This window comes from Nostoc sp. FACHB-888, assembly GCF_014696655.1.
Classification (GTDB): Bacteria; Cyanobacteriota; Cyanobacteriia; order Cyanobacteriales; family Nostocaceae; genus Nostoc.
Window position 1 is genome coordinate 1 of sequence record NZ_JACJQM010000081.1, and the last position, 24236, is coordinate 24236.

17 protein-coding genes are annotated in these 24236 nt (G+C 41.7%); 11 read left to right on the forward strand and 6 right to left on the reverse strand.

Annotated elements, in window-relative coordinates:
• The first annotated feature begins 199 nt into the window (after positions 1–199).
• Positions 200–1051, forward strand: a complete 852-nt coding sequence (locus H6G26_RS29190) for a hypothetical protein (protein WP_190733734.1) — start codon at positions 200–202, stop codon at positions 1049–1051.
• Positions 1052–1117: 66 nt separating this feature from the next.
• Here the strand turns inward: H6G26_RS29190 and H6G26_RS29195 are convergent, their stop codons facing one another.
• Positions 1118–3373, reverse strand: a complete 2256-nt coding sequence (locus H6G26_RS29195) for a DUF1796 family putative cysteine peptidase (protein WP_190733736.1) — start codon at positions 3371–3373, stop codon at positions 1118–1120.
• A 763-nt stretch (positions 3374–4136) separates the two neighbouring features.
• Here H6G26_RS29195 and H6G26_RS29200 point away from each other — a divergent pair.
• The 3 genes from H6G26_RS29200 (at position 4137) to H6G26_RS29210 (ending at position 6700) form a co-directional block, all read left to right on the forward strand.
• Positions 4137–4472 carry a microviridin/marinostatin family tricyclic proteinase inhibitor gene (locus H6G26_RS29200; RefSeq protein WP_190733738.1) on the forward strand — a complete coding sequence of 112 codons (336 nt, stop codon included), beginning with the start codon at positions 4137–4139 and terminating at the stop codon, positions 4470–4472.
• 188 nt (positions 4473–4660) lie between these two features.
• A complete protein-coding gene (locus tag H6G26_RS29205) occupies positions 4661–5665 on the forward strand; it encodes an MvdC family ATP-grasp ribosomal peptide maturase (protein WP_190733740.1) in 1005 nt (334 codons plus the stop codon).
• Between the two features lie 69 nt (positions 5666–5734).
• Positions 5735–6700: an MvdD family ATP-grasp ribosomal peptide maturase gene (locus H6G26_RS29210; protein WP_190733742.1), complete on the forward strand. Its 966-nt coding sequence runs from the start codon at positions 5735–5737 to the stop codon at positions 6698–6700.
• A gap of 428 nt (positions 6701–7128) precedes the next feature.
• On the opposite strand, the gene H6G26_RS29215 is transcribed toward H6G26_RS29210, so the two are convergent.
• Entirely contained in the window at positions 7129–7398 is a 270-nt protein-coding gene (locus H6G26_RS29215) for a hypothetical protein (protein WP_190733743.1), read from the reverse strand.
• 4 nt (positions 7399–7402) lie between these two features.
• Between H6G26_RS29215 and H6G26_RS29220 the strand changes: the two genes are divergently transcribed.
• On the forward strand, positions 7403–8425 hold the full coding sequence (locus H6G26_RS29220; RefSeq protein ID WP_190733765.1) for a tRNA-dihydrouridine synthase family protein: 1023 nt from the start codon (positions 7403–7405) through the stop codon (positions 8423–8425).
• Positions 8426–8515: 90 nt separating this feature from the next.
• Here the strand turns inward: H6G26_RS29220 and H6G26_RS29225 are convergent, their stop codons facing one another.
• Both H6G26_RS29225 and H6G26_RS29230 read right to left on the reverse strand, forming a co-directional pair.
• Positions 8516–8887 (reverse strand): response regulator, encoded by a 372-nt coding sequence (locus tag H6G26_RS29225; RefSeq protein ID WP_190733744.1) that lies wholly within the window; start codon positions 8885–8887, stop codon positions 8516–8518.
• 106 nt (positions 8888–8993) lie between these two features.
• Positions 8994–10559, reverse strand: a complete 1566-nt coding sequence (locus H6G26_RS29230) for an ATP-binding protein (protein WP_190733747.1) — start codon at positions 10557–10559, stop codon at positions 8994–8996.
• Positions 10560–10762: 203 nt separating this feature from the next.
• Between H6G26_RS29230 and H6G26_RS29235 the strand changes: the two genes are divergently transcribed.
• The 3 genes from H6G26_RS29235 (at position 10763) to H6G26_RS29245 (ending at position 12499) form a co-directional block, all read left to right on the forward strand.
• Complete coding sequence (locus H6G26_RS29235) at positions 10763–11215, forward strand: cupin domain-containing protein (protein ID WP_190733749.1); 453 nt, start codon at positions 10763–10765, stop codon at positions 11213–11215.
• 125 nt (positions 11216–11340) lie between these two features.
• Complete coding sequence (locus H6G26_RS29240) at positions 11341–11901, forward strand: hypothetical protein (RefSeq protein ID WP_190733751.1); 561 nt, start codon at positions 11341–11343, stop codon at positions 11899–11901.
• Positions 11902–12016: 115 nt separating this feature from the next.
• Complete coding sequence (locus H6G26_RS29245; protein ID WP_190733752.1) at positions 12017–12499, forward strand: hypothetical protein; 483 nt, start codon at positions 12017–12019, stop codon at positions 12497–12499.
• A 70-nt stretch (positions 12500–12569) separates the two neighbouring features.
• On the opposite strand, the gene H6G26_RS29250 is transcribed toward H6G26_RS29245, so the two are convergent.
• Complete coding sequence (locus H6G26_RS29250) at positions 12570–18119, reverse strand: PAS domain S-box protein (protein ID WP_190733755.1); 5550 nt, start codon at positions 18117–18119, stop codon at positions 12570–12572.
• Positions 18120–18469: 350 nt separating this feature from the next.
• Here H6G26_RS29250 and H6G26_RS29255 point away from each other — a divergent pair, with 350 nt between their 5' ends.
• The 3 genes from H6G26_RS29255 to H6G26_RS29265 all read left to right on the forward strand — a co-directional run bounded on the left by H6G26_RS29255 (position 18470) and on the right by H6G26_RS29265 (position 22838).
• Positions 18470–18760, forward strand: a complete 291-nt coding sequence (locus H6G26_RS29255; protein WP_190733757.1) for a Nif11-like leader peptide family natural product precursor — start codon at positions 18470–18472, stop codon at positions 18758–18760.
• 237 nt (positions 18761–18997) lie between these two features.
• Positions 18998–19288, forward strand: a complete 291-nt coding sequence (locus H6G26_RS29260; RefSeq protein ID WP_190733759.1) for a Nif11-like leader peptide family natural product precursor — start codon at positions 18998–19000, stop codon at positions 19286–19288.
• A 241-nt stretch (positions 19289–19529) separates the two neighbouring features.
• Positions 19530–22838 carry a type 2 lanthipeptide synthetase LanM family protein gene (locus H6G26_RS29265; RefSeq protein WP_242053953.1) on the forward strand — a complete coding sequence of 1103 codons (3309 nt, stop codon included), beginning with the start codon at positions 19530–19532 and terminating at the stop codon, positions 22836–22838.
• A 342-nt stretch (positions 22839–23180) separates the two neighbouring features.
• On the opposite strand, the gene H6G26_RS29270 is transcribed toward H6G26_RS29265, so the two are convergent.
• Positions 23181–23960 carry a DUF4198 domain-containing protein gene (locus H6G26_RS29270; protein WP_190733763.1) on the reverse strand — a complete coding sequence of 260 codons (780 nt, stop codon included), beginning with the start codon at positions 23958–23960 and terminating at the stop codon, positions 23181–23183.
• Positions 23961–24236: the final 276 nt, after the last annotated feature.

Here is a 24236-nt window from a genome sequence, read left to right on the forward strand (position 1 = left end):
GGGGAACCGGAATCAGAGTCCCCCTTTTTAAGGGGGATTTAGGGGGATCTAAAACGTTTTGCTACCAAGATGAGGACTTTTCAAACATCCTCTTAGTCACTAAGATTGTTTTGGAATATAACAACATTGCATAATGTCAAATAACTTATATTTAGATTGAAGATATAATACATTCTAATCATTTACTAAAAAAATATTTATGATATCTATTCAGCCTAACTTTTATCCCTACAGTTCTATAGCTAAAGGCGTTTATATTTTAGATCAACATCTTAGAAAAGATATATATGATTGTTGCATTCTAGATGAGCGTGATTATGTATCTACATTAATGAGTTATATAAGATTATTTTTACGTAATAGTCAGCTTGTAAAAGGGTTGTTTAGTTTCCAGTCTCAGATTTTAAATAGTAATTTAGAAAAAACAATTGGATGTGATGCACTTATATTGTTCCGTGCTAAAAATGCCGTAAAAGTTTGTATGTTTGAAGCAAAATATCCAAGATTATATAAAGAAAATAATTACTCTTGGGATTATGTAACATCTAGTAATAAGGCTCATTTTCATGATCAATTAATAAGACAAAATAAATGGTCTTCTGAAGTAGGTATATGGGAGTTATTTATTAACGATCATGTTCCTGGGTTTCCATTAAAAGGTTTTGATAAATATGGTTCTACTTGCATCTGGCATCAAGATGCTTATCAGTATACTAAGGAAAAGGCTGAATCAATTTATCATCATAAACCTAAATATCTTGTTTGGAATAACAAAAAATTGCAAGAATGTATAGAACAATTACCTTATAATCCTTTAAATATAGAAGATGTTTTAATTTCAATATTGATTGGCAAAATGGGAAAAGCAATTCCAGTTATAGGTAATAGTTTAGTAACAATAAAGTCTTCAGAAGAAGAAAGTATAAATATACCTGTTGGCTCAAAAATAAATAGAGATGATTTTATGAGCCTCTGGGAAACAACTGGAATTAATAATTTCTTGGTAGTGGAACTTGAAAGTATTTCATTTACTCTAGATAGAGATTTTTAAATGAAACCTAACGTTTATCATCAATATTTTTTACATAAATTTATAAAAATAATTGGGACTAGTTTTTCAGCCTTTTGAATTAAGTTTCGGTATTTTCGGCGGACACCAAAAGAGGTTTTTGCTGGATACACCAAGGGATTCCAGAATTCCTCGCATTACCTCTGTGCAGTACATCCAGTGTCCCAAATCGTCATACATGCGATCAGGATTAAACTCGACATTGTAGTGCAGCACATTGGGAAGGTCTAAAAACTCATCATAGCTTTGGGGAGAAAGCAGCAAGAGATGAAATGGTTTCCCCTGGCATTGTTTTTGTAGCTTGTTGACTAAATCTATCACACCACCGCGATCGCTAATTCCTGTACGAACAAAAAGCACTTTATCGCAGTGCCGCAGTGCGTACCAAAACCTTTCAGACCGTGCCGTGTACCGAACGCGCATCCGTTCATGGACGGGAGACATATCGCTGGTTGGATCGTCTGTCTCCTCGACTTCATGGGCAAAGGATAAACCTGACCATTTACTGTGGTAAATTCTGCCTGCATCGGCACTGTAATGCAGAAAAGTAGGGTTCCACATATCATTAAAACCATGTTCGATCGCATCCGCAACATCTGCAATATTAGTCGTGCGCGTCAGATCAAAGGGAAAAGCAGGGCCATCGTACTCCATCTTATATAGCATCATGCGGACGGCACAGCGATCGCCAAGGGGAAGAATCGCCACACGGCTGATATCCGCTAATTTGCATTTATATTGGAAAAGCATCGCAGACTTTGGTGGTGCTTTCACCCGGCTCTCTAGCCCATCCTTGCCAATCATCATGGTGCGAAAGGGGGCGTTGGGATAAACCGGATCTTCATAGACACCCGATGGCATAGCTTTAAGTGCGTTGCAAACTTCCGTCCACATCGGCTGGATATTGTACTCGTTGTCCGATTCGTTGATTACCCAGAGGTGGCGTTCGTCCGCTTGCAAAATCTCCAGATGCCCGTCATAGAATAAAACGTTGTTTGGCGAAAAGAGATTGAAGGCAGCACTATATTCTAGGTTGGCACTAGGGGGAATGTTTATTGTAGTTGCGATCGCGCCATCCTCTACAGCAAAGAAGGGGAGAGTCCCTGGTTGGGTATCCTTAGCAATGTAGATACCCGGTATCAATCCAGCCTTACTTTGCAGTGCAGTTTGTAGTTCCTGCCAATAGGGAGCGATCGTGTAGCTGTATTGTGATGGATTAACAATCCGTAAACGCTTCTCTTCGATACAGACAGAGACATGAAAGCCCGCATTGTCAAAGTAGATGGGAAATTCCTTTGGTTGCTGAAAGCCTTGTTTTTCTTTTGCTAATTTGTCTTTGTCAATATCGAAGAGGTGCTGGTCTATCTGCTGATACATCAAGCTATGACCAACCGTGTTCGGGTGAGCCGGATCGAAGGATATCCCCGCTTTCCATCGTCCTTGCCCATCATCCACAGCTGCCAACCAATCCAGTATAGGTATCCCCCAACTTAGCATTCGGTTGTGTGTGTCTCGGGTCAGCCAGTAATGTTCCTGGGAATAATCGCCATTGGGATAGACACCGCCCAGAATTGGAATCGCCCCGATGTCGCGCGTCATTTTCACGAGCTGCTGCAAGCCACTTTCAAACCGTCGCTGTACTGCTCGTCGTTCGTGAGGGGGACAGGAAGCTAACCCTTCGTTGCCCAGAGACAGGGCAATGATTACAATATCCGGTTGTTCTGGGGCGACAACTGAGCCAAATCGAGCGATGGTTCTGCTGACATTCGCCCCCACTTCCGATACATTCACGAGTTTATGCCCATATTTTTGCTGTAAAGCTTGTGCCAACAGCCAGACCCAACCTTTCAAAAACCAGGCTCTATGACCTAATGCTACAGAACTGCCAATTACTATAATTTTCAGCCTTTCAGCCCCTTCTTCCACGGGCATTTTGACAGCAGGCTCCTCAAGGTATCCAAAGGGGTAAGGTTGTAAATAACCGAATGCGCCATCATCCACAATGATTGTGCTGGAATGATCGTTAGGATCAATGGGAATCCAGCGATTTGTATCTAGTAAGCTCTCCCATCGGGCGTTACCCTTTGCATCGAGACGTATGTACTTATATTCAACCCTCTCTCCATCGCCCGATAAAGCCTGCTGAATGTCAATTTCATCTGTCCACCATAAAGGATAGCGATCGCCATTTGTACGCAGATGGACACATTTCACGATATCCCACAGCCCCAACTCTGGAGTCGAACCGACCAGACAGATGGATTCACCCGTTTGCGTGTATGCACTGATCTCGAATCGATACATAAAGTTGATCCTGATTTAGAGAGTACGATATCAAACAGTCAGGCTGAATCTTTAAACCTGTTTTGACAATATTACATACAGCTATTAAGAGTCCGGTATTAATATTTACAAGTATACTGAAGCTCTGATTGATAACACCTAAAGCTACCAGTAGTCAAGCTTTTTAAAAATTAATTGGGTTTTTATAGAAGATTTAATACTAATTCAATAAAATATATTGCATTAAAAGTCTTGACACAACTAAGAACAAATAAAAATAAGGATAAGGTTAAGTTAAATCGGTTCTATCGCTTCCTTTATTTAAAAAAGATAAAAATGATTGAATTAATTCCATAAATTTATCTCATAATCCGTCAAAGTCTTATGAAGTAAATATTTTTAGCTTTTTAAGACTGGAGTAAGAATGTTTAATATGTAATTAAAACATAAAATTTGGTTTTAGGATGCTAATGATAAGATTTTCCGTAGAACAAATAATTAACTTACCAGGGATGAATAACATGAATCCTTACGAAGGAATTAATAAACTCAAGCTAATTAAAAATTAGGCCATGGCTTTCACAACTTTGAAAATTTTAAATTACAAAGTTTATTAATTTGGTATTTTGGTATTAATTATCAATAGATGGAACAATAAAAACAGCATATTAACTTAAATATTACAAACAATTACAAATGAAATTTATGCTTACATAGATGAAACTCTATGTAGTATCATTGATTTGAGTATATATGTATCTTTACTTGACCGTAGGAGAAAATTATGTCTGAAAACAAGCCAGAAGAACTGAATTCACAAGCAGTACCCTTCTTTGCCAGATTTTTAGAAGGGCAAAGCTTTGAAGACCTATCTGATGAAGAATCAGAGGGGATTGGCGGCGGAGGGAAAGTTGTAACTCTGAAGAACCCTCCTGATGTAGTAACTCTGAAGTTCCCTTCTGATAATGAAGACGGCGGCGGAGGCACAGTCGTAACTGAGAAGTTCCCTTCTGATAATGAAGACGGCAGCGTAGCAACTAGGAAGTACCCTTCTGATAGTGATGAATACGCTATTACTTATAAGCACCCTTCAGACAGCGATGAAGCTTGCCGACAATAGAATAACTGCATACTTTTGAGTACATCAGAGATGCGGTTTTGAAAATATTCTTAGAATAAAAATACTGTTAGCTTTGCCAACTCCATTTAGGGGTTGGCTTCCCGTTAAAACTAAGTTTACTTTTTTTATGCTTTATTTTTTTAATAGTTGACAGTAGGGACAATACAAAAACTTAATGAAAATATTTTATGTACGTTGACCGTGATGTGGTTTTATTAATCACCCATAGTGGTGATTACTTCACAATAGATAGAGTTGCAGAAGCTGTATCAAAACGAGGCGCACAGCCATTTCGCCTTGATACTGATAAATTTCCGATGACAGTACAAATCGAGGCGCATTTCAGTAACTCTGGGAGCAATCATAAACTGGAATATGGCACTCGCTCTTTGAACACCGAGCAAGTGCAAGCAGTATGGATGCGACGTATCTGGCAACCTGATTTAGGTAAAGAATTGGCTCCCCAATTCCAAGCAGCCTGCTCTAGCGAATCACTCGCAGTCTTAGATGGCTTTTGGGACAGTCTGAGGGGAGCTACCTGGGTGGATGATTTACAACGGATCAGTGCAGCTGACAACAAGCTACGCCAACTAAGAATTGCATCGGAAGTTGGTCTTGTCATACCTCGGACTATCGTCACCAACAATCCTCAACAAACACGAGAGTTTTTTGGGGAAGTTAAAGGAAAAATGGTTGCCAAGCTACTCAGACCTCTTTCTTATGGGATGCAAGCCTCCTCTTTTTTCATGTATACCAGCGCCGTTAAAGAAGAAGACTTACTTGATGCTGAAACACTGCGCTATTGTCCAGTTGTGTTTCAAGAACAAATCCCCAAACAGCTAGAACTACGTGCAGTGTATGTGAATGGTAATCTCTTTGTCGGCGCACTGGATGCGTCTGAGTATGCAGCATCCACCCAAGATTGGCGACGGGGAACAAAAGAGGCTCTTACCTGGCAACCATATCAATTACCTGATAAACTAATCCGTTGCCTGGATGCTTTTATGGCAAGGTTTGGACTGATTTTTGGAGCATTTGACTTCATCAAAACGCCATCAGGAGAATACGTTTTTTTAGAAATTAATCCTACAGGAGAGTGGGGGATGCTAGAGAGAGATTTGGACTACCCGATCGCAGATGCGATCGCATCTGCACTACTTTCAACAAGCCCTAAGCAAAATGCTTTTACTTAAAACCAACTGACAGCCTTTATAAATTTAGTAACTTATTAATTTTTAATTTTTAATTCGGAGCGAAGCGACGTGACTGTTTTAATCATTACTCACAGCCAAGACAACGAAAGTATTCCTCTAGTTATTCAGGCAATTGAAGCCCAAGGAGGGAAAGCATTTCGTTTTGATACAGACCGATTTCCCACAGAAATCACCTTAGATGTTTACTATTCTAAAAGTGAGCGAGTTATTCTAAACGTCGAAGACCAGACATTAGATTTGAATGAAGTGTCAGCAGTTTGGTATCGCCGTATCGCAATTGGGTCAAAAATTCCCGACTCGATGGACAACCAACTCAGACAAGCCTCACTCAAAGAATCTCGCGTCACCATTGACGGAATGATTGCCAGTATTAAGGGTTTCCATCTCGATCCTGTGCCAAATATTCGCCGAGCCGAAAATAAGCAACTGCAATTACGAATAGCGCGAGAGATCGGTCTAGATACACCAGGTACTCTGACTACAAACAATTCAGTGGCAGTGAAGCAATTTGCCCAAGAGTGTAAGCAGGGAATGATTACAAAGATGCTCTCTTCCTTCGCCATTTACGATGAACAAGGACGAGAAAAAGTTGTGTTTACGAATCCAATTTCATCTGAGGATCTGGACAACCTAGATGGATTACGTTTCTGCCCAATGACGTTTCAAGAAAAGATTCCCAAAGCATTGGAACTGCGGACAATTATTGTAGGCAAACGTGTGCTGACGGCTGCGGTTGATTCTCAAGCTTTGGATAAGGCGCGTTACGATTGGCGCAAACAGGGAATTGCCTTACTCGATGCTTGGGAACCGTACACTCTGCCTGAAGATGTTGAAGAGAAACTGCTCAAACTCATGGCAGAATTTGGTTTGAACTACGGAGCTATCGATATTATTTTGACTCCTGATGGTCGTCATGTATTTCTTGAGGTTAACCCAGTTGGCGAGTTTTTTTGGTTAGAACGCTGTCCTGGCTTACCGATTTCTGAGGCGATCGCACAGGTTCTACAGAATTAGAAACCTCCAAATAAAAAGATATCCTATCGTTTTTAGGGCAGGGGAGCAGGGAGAGGAAAAGTCGTTTTGATTCCATAAATTAAATAATATCAAGTTCGGATAAATACTTATAATAAAGCTGGTAAAGCTGGGATCGTTGCAGTGTATCTATCTACGTCTTATGCCGAAACGGATTGCGATCGTTAACTACATGAGTACGGAGGAACTTTTGGTTCGATATCGTCAGGAAACTATAGTACACAAGGTGTTAAATTTAACCTAGTCGAGGTGGGTAGGGCATTTTGACAGTGCCAAACGATATGATTTGTTTACACGATTAAATAAATCATATCGTAAACGTTGCATAGTGGGTCTTTTAGACCCCGTAGCAACATCAGTTTAGAATCCCTCGGTTAGAAACCGAGGGAGATGTCAAGACTACACCAAGATTATGATTGTACAGCTTTATAGCAGAGCGCGATGGTGAACAATGTCGCTGCCGCAAGCGCCGATCCTGTACGAATGTGATTCCAGATTGTCCAGTTGGTAAGGTAGCTAGACCATAAATTCAGTTCGATGGTGCTACCCGGCTTGCCTAAAAGGATGTAAGCCGAAGCGATGTTTGGGAATTTTAAACCAATTAGTTGTTCAACCATAAACATGAGTAAAACCTTAGTAACCATTTTTTGATAGAGTGATGCTTTGTCGAACGCTCTCATCTCCATGTCGTCCCAGGTATTGCTCCCTAAAGCGCTCCAGAAAGACCTACCCCTCACCGCTCTTGCACCTATGCAGGATGTAACAAACCTCTGGTTTATGAAGGTCATTGCCCACTACGGCAGCCCTGATTACTTTTTCACCGAGTATTTCCGCGTGAATGATACTTCACGGCTCAATCGTAGCATTCTGGCAGCAATAACCGAAAACGACACGGGTCGCCCCGTTTTTGCCCAAATGATTGGCGAAAGCATTCCAGACTTGGTAAGAACAGCACAGGAACTCTGCCGCTATAATATCGCTGGAGTTGACTTGAACATGGGCTGTCCAGCACCTAGAATCTATCGCAAAAATGTTGGGGGTGGATTGCTGCTCTCACCAGAAAAAGTGGATCGGATTTTGGCAGAACTACGGCAGGCAGTCAACGATCGACCTTTGACTGTCAAGATGCGCGTAGGCTTTGAAAATACAGATAATTTTTACGAAATTTTAGATATGATCAATCGCCACAGCATTGATTTGCTGAGTTTACATGGTCGCACGGTGAAAGATATGTACCACGGGGCAGTGAAATATGATTTGATCGCTGAAGCGGTTAGACGAGTTCATTGTCCAGTGCTTGCCAATGGCAATATCTACTCTGCGACAACTGCTCTTGAAGTGCTTTCTCAAACGGGCGCGGCGGGTGTGATGGTGGGACGCTGGGCGATCGGGAATCCTTGGATTTTTAGTCAAATTCGGCAGGCTTTGCGAGGAGAACCGATCGCGCCCGTTCCTTTAGTGGAGGTACGCAACTATATTGATCGTTTATGGCAGACGCCAACCGCAACAAGTATGCCAGAGCGATCGCGCGTAGGCTACCTCAAAATGTTCCTCAACTACATTGCCCTAAGTGTTGACACTGAAGGTCATTTCCTGCGGCTGATGCGACAGACACAGACAGAAGTAGAAATGTTTAATCTCTGCGATCGCGTTCTCCTTGCTGATCTGACGAAAACTTTGGCCCTAGCACCATATTCAGGCGTGTAACACGGGTTTTGAGTCAGGAGGCAGGGGACAGGAGGTAAGAGATAGAAACTCTTTATATTCATTTAACTAATGTCGCTCATCAAAGTCAGGCTAAATGCCCAGTACTTCATTGATTTGCTCTGCTAGTTTCAATGGACGGAAAGGCTTGGCAAAAATAGCAGCGACATCCAAATCAGTAAAACTCTCTCTATCTGATTGCTGGAATTTGGCTGTTAATAAAATTACTGGAATTTTTTTAGTGCCAGGGTTAGCTTTCAGTTGTTGCAGGGTGGCACGCCCATCCATATCAGGCATCATCATATCTAGTAAAATGACATCAAGTGTAGAGTTGGCGGCTATATTCAACGCTTCCCGACCAGAACAAGCAGTCAACACGTTCCAACCAGCACCCATTTCTAATCCCAACTTTGCGATCGCCCGCACATCTTCTTCATCATCAACAATCAAGATATTTCTGTTCATACTGATACTTTTGCACGATGTACGTGTTGATTTACTTGATCGCTATTGAGATATTCTAAAGCCAAATCGGGGAAAATTAGGGGAGAATTAAGCAGTTAGAAGCCGTTTATTGCAAACCTGGTAAAGGTAACAGTACATAAAAAGTGCTACCTTTACCCAAAATGCTTTCAACCCAGATTTTACCGTTATGTTGCTGGACAATATTTCGGCAAATAGCCAGTCCTAAACCTGTTCCTCCTTTGTTGCGGGAGTCGGATGCATCTACCTGCTGAAAACGCTCGAAGATTATTTGCAATTTATCTTCAGGAATTCCTCGCCCTTCATCTTGGATAGTAATCAAAAGGTATTTGGGTGATGAAGGCTGATTTTCTTCAGACTCAACACTTCTGGATTCTGAGAGAGTAGCATTTATCCACACGGTATCGCCTGGTTCAGAAAACTTAATAGCGTTGCTCAGTAAGTTAATCAGGGTTTGCAGGAGGCGATCGGGGTCTGCCCAAAGTTCAACTTCTACAGGGTTTATAATCAGTCTGACTTGTAATTTATCTGCCATTGCTTGCATTGCTTCCGTTGCCATAATTAGCAAGTCTGCGGCGTTGCACTTTGTCTTACGCGTGAAGATTTTGCCCGATTTCATCCGTTCTAAATCGAGAATATCGTTTACCAAACGAATTAGGCGTTCAGTATTAGTGGTGGCAATGCTCAAGACTTTTTGCCCCTGTTCGCTCAGAGTTCCCAGTTGTCCTGAACCTAATAAATCTAATGCTCCCATTGTGGAAGTTAAAGGTGTACGCAATTCATGACTAACTAAAGAGATAAATTCGTTTTCTAGACGTTTCCGTTCGGTGATATCATTGGCAATTAATAAAGCACAGGGTACTCCACCTAAGTCAATCAATTCGAGAGATATCAGTATAGTTTTGAGTTCTCCAGACTTAGTAGAAAATTCAAATTCTAGATTGTACAGTGATCCAGTTTCCGGCAAAAGTTGAATTGTTTGAGCGTAGACGCCAAGCGGCTTGTCGTTAGACATCGCGGTTGTGTTTTTGCCCAAATTAAGTTCATTTGCGGTATCTCCAATTACTTCCTCTAAAGAATAGCCGCTCATCTTTAAGAAACTGGGATTAACATCAATAAAACGAGCTTCCGAAATTGTGGCGATCGCAATCGGATTGGGACTAGAGCGAAAAACTTTAGCAAACTTCTCTTCTGCTTTGGTACGTTCAGAAATTTCCTGCTGCAACCGCTCATTTTGAGCTTGGAGTTGTTGTTGCAGTCTCCAAATCGTCAAGTGATTTTCAATTCGTGCTAAAACCTCTTCTAGTTGAAAAGGCTTAGTGATATAATCTACCCCGCCAACTGCAAACGCCTTCACCTTATCCAGCACATCACCCAAAGCGCTAATAAAAATTACCGGAATTTCGCGGGTGCGATCGCTTGCCTTCAGGTGTTGACAGACTTCATAGCCATTCATCTCAGGCATATTCACATCCAGCAAAATCAGGTCGGGCGGGACAGCATTTGCTCCCCGTAACCCCGTAGAACCTTTAGTTACACTCCGAACTTTATATCCCTGTTCCGTCAGCATGGCAGATAGGAGGTTCAGATTTTCTGGCGTATCATCAATCACCAGTATGTCTGCTTTAGGCAAGTTGAGCGGTTCTTTAGGCATGGCAATATGGACTTTAGCCAGAATAGCTACTAATTATTCTTAGAGATTTTAACCTTAGTTCAGTGTCTTAATAATCAGTTACAAAAAAATATCAATTACCCATTTATCTCCCCTAGTTCTCCCCGATTAATTTCTAATGTTACAAACATCAAATCAAGTTTGTGGCTCACCTTTCCAAAATTACACGACAAGGAGTAACTTGTATGCAAAGTTCAACTATACGTAAACCAACCATTATTGCACCAGGAGAAGGTAATCAATTCTCAATTCTTGGCGGACAATTTACCGTAAAAGCAACTGGTGAAGATACAAATCAAGCTTGGACAATTTATGAATTTACAGATACAGAAGGAAATGGCCCACCATTGCATACTCACCCTTGGGAAGAGGCATTTTATATTCTAGAAGGTGAACTAAACATCCAAATTGGTACAGAAACAATTTTGGCATCACCAGGATTTTTCGTTAACATTCCTCACAATGCACCACACGCTTTCAAGATTCGTTCTGCTAATGCTAAATTTCTGGTTTTAGTTTCACCTAAAGGCGCAAAAACCTTTTATGAAGAAATGGGTCAAGTAGCAGATAGTTCATCGCTAAACATGGAAAAAGTACAGCCTGTTTTGAACAAATATGGATTGCAGTTTCTTGCGTGAACCTTTCGTTTAAATGCAGGGCGCACAGAGGTGCGCCCCTAATGGGAATGGCTATATATAAACACGTAGACTTCGCGTTATAAATCGCTTTCGTTGGTAAATAAATCTATTTCTGCAAAAATCTTATGTACTCAATAACAAACAAGCAACTCTATTCGATGCCAAAAGCTGTCCGCCTTTTCGCTACTAGTGCCCTGAGTTTGGGACTCACCGCTAGCCTTGTTTTGTACCCAAGTGCGAGCCAAGCGGGTAAAAACGGTACTGGAGTGCCTGCCGAACTTCAGGGCGAATGGCGGTACGGTCGAATCTCGTCTATCCAATACCAAGACAGCTACACAGGGCAGTCAGCAGCCCCAAATGGTTCAAGCGATCAATTTCAACTCGCATCTAACGGTAACTACAAGCGAAATCGGCTGCTTCAAATCAACACCTACAACTGTGCATCCAACCTTTTCATAGAAGAAAAGGGCAAAGTTAAGATTGAGGCTCAACGCCTAACTTTCCAACCTAGCGACAGCACGTCCAAAGGGCAAATCTGCAATAGCGGACGCACCTACTCCAGCCGCAATACAGCAAAGCCTGAGACTTACGAGTGGTCGATTGAGACGAACGATTACGGGCAGCAAGTTCTGGTGCTTGCAACCCCCGATGGCAAGGGTCGATCTCATTACGGGCGACCTAACTAAGTAAGGTATTGAGCATAGAACCCTAATTACGCTTGGTTATGCACCCCCTGCCCCACCTCCCCTAATTCTCCCCGATTGTTTCCTAATCTACAAAATATCGAACTGAGGTCATTCCATGATTCACCATATTTCAATTGCTGTTAGAAACCCCAGCCATGTTGCTCAGGTTCTGGCGGAAATCTTAAAAGCACAAGCTGTTCCTTTTCCTCCTAACCCAGGAAGTTATATGGTTATACCTTTTGATGAATACGGTACAGCCATTGAACTCTATCCTTTAGGCTCTCAAATTGAACCTGGTGAAAATGATGAAGAATGCGTATTTATCCGTACTGCAATTACCTCTATTTATACAGATATTCATGCAGCTATTTCTGTGCCCATTAGCCAGAAAGAAATTGAACAAATCGGTGTCCGTGAAGGTTGGCGTGTAGTGCGCTGTAATCGCGATTCTTTCTTTGATGTGATTGAGTTTTGGGTGGAAAACAGATTAATGATTGAATTGCTAACACCAGAAATGGCATCTCAGTATTTGAAATTTGCCACTCAGCAAGAAAATCTGAAATATTTTTTGGCAGAACCAGCTTTAGCAACAAATTAATATTTAAGCGTGTAATTTCTAGAGACTAGAACCTAAAAATTACACGCTTCACTCTCTATTGGACATGATATTACGGATTATCTTCCGTTAGGTCAATAATTTCATCGAAGCAGAAGCTGCGGACTAAATTTGCCAACTTTTCTGCCAAAGCAGAATGAGTTTGGGGAATTTGCTCAATTAGTTGGAAAATCCTTTCAGCATCCACTTCAACGGCTGCTTGATTAAGTTCTGTTAACCATTTGGTAGGCATAGCGGTAATTGCAGAGCGAAGATTCAAGATGGAAGATTGAATATGCTCTAAGTTGTTGTTTATTGCATCTTCACTGCTTTCTTCTGCACAGATATAACGCACCTGCAAATATTCAGCTATTTTCTCAAAAATCACCTGCTCCCGGAATGGCTTACGAACCAAATCGTCACAACCTGCGGCTAAGATACTTGCCTGTTGTTCTTCAAAAGCACTTGCGGTTAGAGCAATAATTACGGTGTGGTGATTTGTAGTTATATTTCTTTCCCTGGCTCTAATCTCTTTAGTTGCATCGTAACCGTTCATTATAGGCATCCGCATATCCATCCAAATTAGATGAGGTTGCCAAGTTTGCCACATTGCGATCGCTTCTTGTCCATTATTGGCAGCTTTAATCTCAAAGCCAATGCTACCAAGAAGTTGCACAATTAAATCGCGGTTTTCTTTACGGTCATCCACTACCAAAACCCGGTAAGATGGTTGGTCTGCTGCTAGCTTGATCACACGTCCTTTACTCAATTTTGGTGTAGGTTTCAAAGCTGCGGCTAAATTCACTTGGATGTCAAAGCTAAAAATAGATCCTTGTCCAACGCTACTCGTCAACTGAATATCGCCTCCCAGCAACCGCACAAATTGCCGACTGATAGTCAGCCCTAGTCCAGTTCCCTCCTTGGTTTGGATACCGCTTGCTGTCTGAACAAAAGGCTGAAACAGGTTATTCATTTCTTGTGGTGCTATTCCCCGTCCAGTATCTTCGACTTCAAAGTGGAGGGATGGGGAAGAGGCAGAGGGGCGGGGTGCGGGGGGCAGAGGAGAGGGATTTTCCCCCTGCTCCCTGCTCCCTAATCTGACTCGTAAAGTAACTCCCCCAGTCTGAGTAAATTTAACGGCGTTACCTAAAAGGTTAATAAGAACTTGGCGGAGTTTCCTCTCGTCTGTCTGGATATAACGGGGTAGATTGGGAGCAATTTCAAATTTGAGAAATAATTGCTTTGTTTGTGCCCTTACCTGGAACATCTCTTGTAATGTTTGCAACAACAGATAAAGGTCGAAGTCTTCAGGATTGAAAGTGATTTGTCCAGCCTCAATTTTGGACATTTCCAGGACATCGTTAATTAGGTTGAGCAAGTGTTCTCCACTGCGGTTAATGGTGGCTAAAGATTCACGCTGATTTGATTTGAGGCTAGTATCTCGCTCCATTAGTTGGGAAAAACCCAGGATGGCATTCAAAGGTGTGCGGAGTTCGTGACTCATGTTAGCCAAGAAAGCACTTTTGGCTCGGTTGGCAGTTTCGGCGGCTTCTTTGGCAATTCTCAGCGCTTCTTCTGCCTGATGTCTGGCTCGACCGATCGCAATTATTTCACCTATCAGCTTTAATAGATTCACATCCTCTTGACTCCAAGTTTTACACAAGTGAATCATCGCTGTACCGACAAATCCAACTACTTTGCCAGAGTGAAGCATGGGTACAGCAACTAAAGACTGAAACGACATTCCTTCAAATAGCTTTTTCTCTGCTGTATCAGGCGGCAGTTCTGCTACACAAGAGATTTGTATATGGTTGCCACGAAGGATCGGAGCATAAAAATAAGGAAAACTTTCAACAGGTGATCCTTTGGCAAGAGCAATCAATGGCTCGACACCTTCGCCACACCATTCATGAATGAGGTCGAATCGCTTTTGATCTTCGGATAATTCAAAGATACAGCTGTGTTCGGCACTAACAAACTCAGCGATCGCTTGAAGTGTAAAATTAATTGCTGTTTCTAAATTTTGGTCAATAAATTGCCGAGAAATACTACTGAGTAAACTTTCTGCTTGGGTACGACGTTGCAAAGCTGCTTCTGCTTGTTTGCGATCGCTAATATCACGAGCTACACCCACAATCTGAAAATTACCCTGGGCATCTTGTGTGCGGACTGCATTAGCAGTTAGCCAAACCCAGCCTTTAGTTCGATGTTTAGCGCGGTACTCAGTTCCCGAAATTCCCTCACCTGTTGCGAGGATAGTTTGGGCGGCTTCAAAACATATTGGCACATCATCGGGATGAGTAAACAATGCTAAGGAATGACCTTCCATTTCGCTGGGGGCAAATCCAGTAGTGTTCAATATATTAGGAGAAATATAGTTAAATACCCCATCAGGATTGATGACAAACAACATATCGTTGACCTTTTCAACGATAGTGCGAAACTTTAACTCACTTTGCTGTAGAGCTGCTTCTGCTTGTTTTCGTTCCAATTCAGCACCGGCACGGGCAGCAAAGATTTTGAGAATGAGTTCCCGTCCAGGATCGTGCTTCATTGGTTTAACATCTATCACTGCTAGATGTCCGATAATTTCGCCGGATGAACTGGTTAGAGGAACACCAAAAAAACTCTCGGCATTCATCTTCACTAAATCTGCATCTTTGGGGAAAGCGGCTTGTACTGCTTGAGGATAGTGACACATATCCCCTCGCAAAATATGTTCACAAGGAGTTCCCTGCAATTCATACTCCAAGTTTTCGTTAATAGCCCGGCTACACCAAAATGCCAAAGTGCGGACTCTAGTTTTTGGCTCATCACCAAACTCAGTGACTAGGGCATATTTAACTTGCAACATCTCGGCAAGGTAACGAACACAGGAATTGAAAAATTCATCACCTGTTTTTGCTGCTGTGCCCTCAACAATTAAGCGTAAAGCCTGTTCTTGCTGTTTGCGATCGCTAATATCTGTAAAAACAGAATCCAAACAGGATTCTTCTGCGTTGAGACGGAGTGACAACAGTACCCAAACAACAGATCCATCCAAGCGTCGCAGTGCTACTTCAAAATTGCGAACTTCCCCGTCTTCTTCTAACTCTGCTAACATCCGCGTGCGATCATCTGGATTGACATATAAATCGGTTGTGAAATACTTGCCAACTAAGTCAGCAGCAGAGGTAAAACCTAATATTTCAGCACCACGTTGATTAGCATCGATAATCAATCCATCTTTTTGGCAGGTGCGGAAAATCCCTACTTGGGAGTTTTCAAAGATATTGCGGTATTTCATTTCACTACGACGCAAGGCTTCTTCTGCTTGCTTGCGTTCTGTAATATCGCGTCCCACACCGGCGATCGCAATTCCATCACTGGGAGTGTTGATTGTCGAAGTGTTAAAGTTGAACCATCGCCAGCCGCCGTCTTTGTGTCTTAATCGCACCTCAATATCAGTCAGCTTTTCTCCAGTCACACTTCTTGCTAAGGCTGACATACTAATTGTTGAATCTTTAGGCTCGACGAACTCCATCATAGAATGGCCTTCCACTTCTGGCAGGCTGTATCCCAGAATTGGGGTCACATTAGGCGAATGATAGGTAAAGGTTCCGTCGGGAGTGAGGACAAATATCAGGTCATTGGCATTTTCGATGATAGTACGGAACTTTAATTCACTCTCCTGGAGAGCTTGTTGGGCGCGTTTGCGTTCTGTGGCATCAGTGCCGACTGAAAGAATTTCGATTAAGTTTCCTTGTTCATCTAATATGGGTTTATTTGCCCAGACTATCCAGACGCGATCGCCATTTTTGCATAAGTTTTCATTTTCATTAAATAAATAGTTTTCTGGGTGTTGACAAATATCAACCATTAATGTTTGTAAGTCGCGCCCAGAAGCTTCCGTTTCAGGGACAATTGTACCGACAACATTGCGTCCTGTAATCTCTTGGGCATCGAAGCCAAAAAGCTTTTGACCGTAGTCATTTAAATATATGATGTTACCGTTACTGTCCCAACGCAGAATAATGCAGTTGGCTGTTTGCACTAAATCGCGGTACTGTACTTCGCTTTGTCGTAATGCTTCCTCAGTGCGTTTGCGATCGGTAATATTCCGCACCATTACCAAGATGTGTTGTTTGCCATTGTAAATGCAAGTCGTTCCTGTAACTTCCACATCGATCAAAGTGCCATCTTTGCGGATATCGACTGCTTGTCCATAAAATTGCCCACCAGTTCGCGTTGTTTCAAGAAACTCACGGAACACTGGATGTGAGTCTGGGTGAATGTAGGCTGATGGATGCAAAGCAATTAATTCTTCGTAAGTGTAACCATACAACTGACAAGCAGCGGGATTAAGTTCCACAACTGTTTCGGTTTCCATGTCAGTAATAAAGACTCCATCATTAATAGCTTCAAAGATAGTACGGTATTGTAGCTCACTTTGTCGTAGTGCTTCTTCTGCCCTTTGGCGTTGCGTAATGTCACGGAAACTCCACACTCTCCCAATAATCTGTTCGCCGATGCGCTGAGGACAGGAGTATCGCTCAAATATTCTGCCATCTTGCAGTTCTAAGCAGTCGTAACTAACTAGTTCAGGTTGTGAGTATAATTCTCGGACTCGTTGCAAAAACACACCTGGTTCTTTTAACTGATTTGCCAGATACGCCAACCGCTTAGGATGATCTGGTTCTGTCAAAAGTTCTGGTGGAATTGACCACATTTCTAAAAACTTTTGATTGTAACTAGTGATATTACTTAAGCTATCGACTACTAAGATACCGTCTTGAATCGATTCAAAGATAGCGCTTAAAAGAGATAAAGAGTTTTCTAAAGCAACTTGAGTTTGTTTGCGTTCGCTCAAATCCCGCCCTAAAACCACCAGAGCTTTGCGTCTACCATCCTGGTGAAATAGGGGAGCTTTAATCATATCTACACTGCTCACTGTGCCATCAGGTCGGGGTATAACTTCTTCTACCCGATGCACACATCCCATCTGCCAAGCTTGTTCATCTGTTTTGTCGCAGTTGAGCAAAGCATCGTGGTAAAAATTGCTAAATTTTGCTAGTTCTGAGTCTGTTTTGCCTTGATAATTAACGCCTTGTAGCTGTAAAAATTCTAGGTTAGCCTGGTTTGATAGCAACCATTTTCCCTCGCCGTCCTTCAAACAGATAATATCGGGTGTAGCGTTAATTAATGTCTGCAAACGTTCCTCAATCTCTTGCAGGGATTCTTGAGTTTGTTGTGCCAGCGTGATATCCCGAATCACCAGTATTGCACATTGATCATCACTCAGTCCGCTACAGTTACCGGAAATTTGTAGTGTTAAAGTCCGCTCACACTGCTGGAACTGGTAATTTGCTGTTTCATATTCACCATTGAGTATCCGCACATCAGGATAGCAAGGTAAACCAACTGGTTGTCTTGCTTGTGCTAATGGTAGTAAGTCAGTTAACTTCGCGCCGCAGACAGTGTTATGGGGTTGATTCACCAAACGCTCGAAGCTAGGATTGCACCATTGAATGTGTCGATCTTCTCCTACCCAGACTACAGCATCAGCGATCGCACCTAATGTTACTTCCATTTTGGTGAGGGTAGTTTGCAATTGCTTTACCTGCTCCAATTGTTTAGCGCTCATCACCAACTTCTTAACTTCTCCTGGATTGATAGGACAACTTAGTATAGCGATTGTAACTTTAGTTGATTATTAGGATATTTAGCTACAGCAAAAATACATATTAGCTTCAACTTTTACAGCAACAACACAGATATCAGCATCATAGATAAGTAAAGGTAAGAAATAACGAATGCCCACTCCTCAATACCCTAATTAAACTATGCTGAAAAATTTTTCCGTAATTGTAAATATCTCCCCTAGTTCTACCCTATTTATCTCTAAATTCAAATCAGAAAAGCAGAGAACACCGCCCAAAACAAGCGCACAATCTCTGCCGTATCAATAAGTCAACAAGAACGGAAAACAAACCTATGCTACACCAAATTAAAGAACTGCTTCAAAACACCCAACTACAACAGCAAATCAAAGCAGCAACTAACCAATCAGAAGCTATCAAAGTGTTAGCGATCGCTAGTACAGAAAAAGGTTATAACTTCACAGTTGAAGCCATTTCTCAAATGCTGGTAGAACTCACCTTTGTGGATTCCAACGAACTGAGCGAAGAAGAATTACTCAGTGTTAGTGGTGGAATGATGGCTGACAGTGCGCCCAAGCTATGTCATACAGTTTCCTGTGGTGGCGGACACGCAGGCTGCTGCTAAGAAAGGTATGTAGCTTCTCTTTCTCTTTAGCATTGTAACCTCCAAGGTCAGGTTGTTTTTCTAAAACGACTTTTTAGAGCCAGCTTTTCCAATATTTTAATTTGGATAATTTCCATACTTGATACTGAGGCTCAACGCAGAAGGAGATGCTACATAACAAATTCCCTCTTTGCTTTTACCAAGAGAAAGAGGAAACTTACTTAATAAGTATTACACCAACTTTAGGAGAACAAAACTATGTTGTCACAAATTAAAAGCTTACTCCAAAATAGCCAACTACGCGAGAATATGCAAGCAGCAGTTAGCCAAACAGAAGCCATCAAACTGTTGCTAATTGCCAGTGCCGAAAAAGGTTATACTTTCACAGCCGAAAGCGTAGCTCAAATGCTGGCAGAACTGACCTTTGTGGACTCAAACGAACTGAGTGAAGAAGAATTACTCAGTGTTAGTGGCGGAGCAATTGCTGATAGTGCGCCCAAACTATGTCACACAGCCGGCTGTGGTGGCGGACACTGCTATCTTTCTTAATTCATACTTTTTGGTGAAATAATCCACCAAATTGCCAAGTTTGTGGTCTTTATCGGTTGGGGGCTTGTACCCCAACTGATTCAATCAAGAATTACAAATTATTTTAATTATGCTTACTTAATTAGTACTTAATTAAAAATTTATTTCAGACGAACGCTATTGTTCTTAATGCCAACTATTAAAACGTAGACCAGAATTAATACCTCCCTTTTAATTTAACTCCATCATGAGGAATCCAGCTATGGTTCAACAAGTTGTTCGCTTATCCCAACAGAAAACATCAGACGATTTAAGAGCGATCGCTGCCAATGCTAGCTTTCTCTGGGAACGTCTTGACGAAAGCAGATTTGCAATTGATGTCGATCAAGTCAATGAACAAGAAATTAACCGTCGGCGCGCTCGCTGGTGTCAAGTTGTAGCAGAAGGCAAATGGGACACTTTGCACAAACGCTTACAGTGGGAAGGACTAGACCTCGATACTGTTAGTTCCAGATTGGGAACTATCGAGTTGCTTGCCGATCAACCTTTGCCTGAGTGGGCAGAAACCTTGCAGCAAATCATTCAAACCGCTACAAAATTCGATTCTGCAACCGAAGTATTTCTACCAATCGATTCACAAAATCCTATCACTTTTGAAGATATCCTTTTGCCTGCTATCTTAGTAGCCAGACAGCAATTACTGACTCGCTGCGACAGTCAATTCACCCAAGAGTCTCTTCCCTTATCAATTCTTTCCCAAGCTGCTTACAGTTCTCTAGAACGTAGTTTACTACAACGATTAGCAGGACTTTGCACTAAGACATTAGATTTTGAATTTTCTCAAGTGCGTCCTTTTGGTCAAAACTTGCTCGGCTTACTGGGACTGGAGACACCAAACAATAACACTCACTACACCAAGTTCGTCAATCAACTCTTGGAAGATGGAATGCTGACGTTCTTCCAAAAATATCCAGTTCTCGGTCGCTTAGTGGCAACAGCCGTCAATTTTTGGGTTGAGTTCACTGCTGAATTTATCGAACGTTTAGTTGCAGATAGAATAGATATTCAGCGAACTTTTAACGAAGCGATCGCCCCATTTTATCAAAACAAAGTTGCCAAAATTCAAGCCTCTATTTCCGACTCGCACAATCGCGGACGAACGGTAATTTTGCTCACCTTTGAGTCTGGACTTAAACTTGTTTATAAACCCAAAGATTTAGGATTAGAAGTTGTTTTTAACCAATTTTTGGATTGGTGCAATCAACACAGCGATCTCTTAGATTTTAAAGTTATTCAAGTGCTTGAGCGTAACGGTTACGGTTGGGTGGAAAATGTTGAACAGTTACCTTGTGTTGATCAAGCAGCTGCGAAACGATTTTATCAGCGTTCTGGAATGTTGTTGTGTGTGCTTTATGCCCTCAGAGCCACAGATTGCCATTACGAAAACTTAATTGCCAATGGCGAACATCTGGTGCTGATTGACATGGAAACACTTCTGCACCATGAACCGAATCTCATTGAAGACTCACCGCTTACCCAAGATTTGGAAACAACCGCCACACGACAATTTTGGGATTCCGTACTCCGCACCGGACTTTTACCGCGTTGGGACTTTAGTGGCGATCGCAGTGTCGCTTATGATATTAGCGGGTTAGGTAGCACAGATCCCCGACTATCTCGCCGCAAAGTGCCGTGCTGGCAAAATATTAATACAGATAATATGCACCTGTTACCTGAGTTGGTCACGGTGCCGATTGCGAAAAATGTGCCGTTTTTGGATGGAGTTGCTTTATCTCCAAACGATTATCAACAACAAATCAACGATGGATTTGAGCAGATGTATCGCTTTCTGATGGCGCACAAAGATTTCTTACTTTCACGCCAAAGTTTGCTGTCTGCTATGCAAAATCAGCAGGTGCGCTTTATCTTCCGCAACACCAGGATCTATGGCATCATCCTCCAAAAAACTTTGTCACCCGATCATCTCAAACATGGGGTAGATTACAGCATTCAACTCGATGTTCTCAGTCGTGCTTTTCTAGTTGCTCAGGAAAGACCAAACGCCTTTCCCGTTTTTAGCGCAGAATTACGAGCGATGGAACAATTGGATATTCCCTTCTTCACGGCTAGCGCTGTTATTGATGAACTCAGTTTAAACGGTTATCTAACTATTCCCAACTACTTCAAGCAATCCAGTTATCAAGACCTGCTCAACCAGTTACAATCTCTGGATGAAACCGACCTAGCTCGGCAAATAGCGATTATTCAAGGCTCCTTCGATGCCAAGATCGCAACCACCTCCAGCCGCCAGGGTGGGCAATGGCAAGCCCAATCGTTACCGTTGCTGAGTTCAGAACAATTGATTGCCGAAGCCAAAGAAATCGCCACTCAACTTGAAACCAAAGCCATTTCTGACCCTGATGGAAGCGTTAACTGGATTGGTTTAGACTTTGTGCCTCGTGCCGAACGATATCAACTACAAGTATTGAATAATTGTCTTTCTGACGGACGCTCTGGAGTTGCCTTGTTTTTAGCTGCACTCAGTCAAGTAACTGGTGATTCGCGTTACCGTGATTTAGCATTTAGAACATTGCAATCTCTGCGCCGCCAAATCCACACCATTGATCCAGAAACTTGGCAACGCATGGCTCGTTTAATGGGCGTTGGTGGTGCAACAGGTTTAGGCTCAATGATCTATAGCCTGGTGAAGGTTAGCCAATTTTTGAAAGATGCAACTCTATTGCAAGACGCTCAAGTATTAGCCAATTTGATGACACCGGAACTAATTGCTGCGGATGAACATTTGGATATTATGAGTGGATCGGCTGGGGCAATTCTAGGGTTATTGTCCCTGCATCAAATCACAGGGGAAGCAGCCGTTTTAGAAAATGCGATCGCTTGTGGACAACATTTAATCAACCGTCAAGTTAGCCACAATGGTGCGCCCAAAGCTTGGCATACTTTTTGGGACAAGCCCTTAACCGGCTTCTCTCATGGAGCCGCAGGCATCTCCTATGCCTTGCTAAGACTATATGCGGCTACCTTAGAGCGTAAATTCTTAGAAGCAGGTTTAGCAGGAATTGAGTATGAGCGTAGCGTCTTTTGCCAATCCACTGCCAACTGGCCTGACTTCCGCAGAATGGGACAATCAGGACAACCTGACTTTGCAAATAAGTGGTGTCACGGTTCAGCCGGCATTGGTTTGGGGCGTTTGGGCAGTTTGAGAATCGTGGAAACGCCGGAAATTCAACAAGAAATTGAAATTGCTCTCCAGACTACTCAGAACTTTGGCTTGCAGGCGATCGATCACTTGTGCTGTGGTAACTTCGGTAGGGCGGAAGTGCTGTTAGTCGGTGCAAAAATCTGTTCCCGTCCTGATTGGCATCAAATTGCTCACCAGAATGCAACAAATGTTGTGGCTAGAGCCAAGCGAACTGGAGCTTATCAACTGTTCCCCAACTTACCCAATTCTGTATTTAATCCCGGCTTTTTACCCGGTACATCTGGAATTGGTTATCAATTGCTGCGTCTAGCTAACAATGACTTGCCTTCAATATTGTTGTGGGATTGAGCTTGTTATTCGCATCCTGAGTGCCAAGTAATATTATGTCCGCATAATTAGTTATGACTAGGAAGTTTTCAGGCTTTTCTTAATTATCCTGCGATGCCTACAGCGGTAAACTACGAAAGATATGGTTTTTAACTAAGATTAATTCGTCATCCAAGGAGCGCAAAGTCTTGCGCTCCTTGGATGATTCAATTTAAATTACAGATTTAAATTGGTAGCTTTATTTTAAAGAATTGGTTTAAGATAACAGACATTAAAACTACCACCCTGTTCTAATTTGGTCTGATTTCTAATGCTTTTCCTTCCCTACAAAAAAGTTACGACAATTCAAATCGCAATCATGCTTTAGGCGAAAAACCTTTTTTTGTATAATCCCAGTAACCCGATTACACCAAGACCAAGTAATGCCGATGACTCAGGTACAGAAGTTGTTTGTGCTGTAAAGCCAGTTTCGTAAGAAATACTAGGTTGATTACCTGAAGTAACTGTGTAACTAGCCTCTATTTGTTGTAATCCTTCATCACCAATCGGAATCAAATAGGTGCCATCTTGATCACCAGTTAACTTTTTGCCTAAATATTCTACTGTCACATCTGGAATTTGTTTTCCTTCATAAAGAACTTGAACTTTCAAGTTTTCTCCTGGTTTGACTGTAAGAGGATTCTGTAACGAGATGATTTCTAAAGGCAAATTGAATGGTTGAGCCAGAGTGTCAGACCAATCGAAAAGAGCTTTAGTATACTTCAGATAATGGCTAACGTCTTGATATTGTCCAATTTCTTGTTCAGAAATACTGCGAGATTCATCGCCTACCTTAGCATAATACCCATTATCAAAAAATCCAGTTAACGCTGCGATTTCACTATTAGAAGTTGAAGTTAGAGATAGCCCGTCTTTTTTTTGGTTGATATCAAATGGAAGTATTTGTCTATTAGAATCATAAGCTGTAGCTTGCTTAAATTTAAATGTTTGGTAAGGTTCTGGACCATCTTCTGGGTGACCAAATAAGAGATCATATTCTCCATTGTTATAATTAAACCAGATAATATGCGCTGAAACTGGTTGGATAAACAAAGGTAACATTGCCACTGCCAATAGCAGTTCTTTCCATTTTTTGGTAAACATTTAAATCTTCCTAAATCAGGTGTTAAATAATTAAAACCATAATATTTAATAGCTAACAATCCCCCCATCAGGGATATTTCCTATTAAAAAGAGAAGCTTTTTATTAAGAAATAAAAAACAAACTTTTTTTGTTAGCTAAAATACAAAGTATTTATTCTGAAAAATACTTCGTTTAGGGTATTGGCTTTTGAGCAGAAATCAAGTATTAAGAAAAAGTTATAACAGGATATAGTAATCCTATTTAAAGACTTTGATGAATGTCAGTATTTGTTGAAT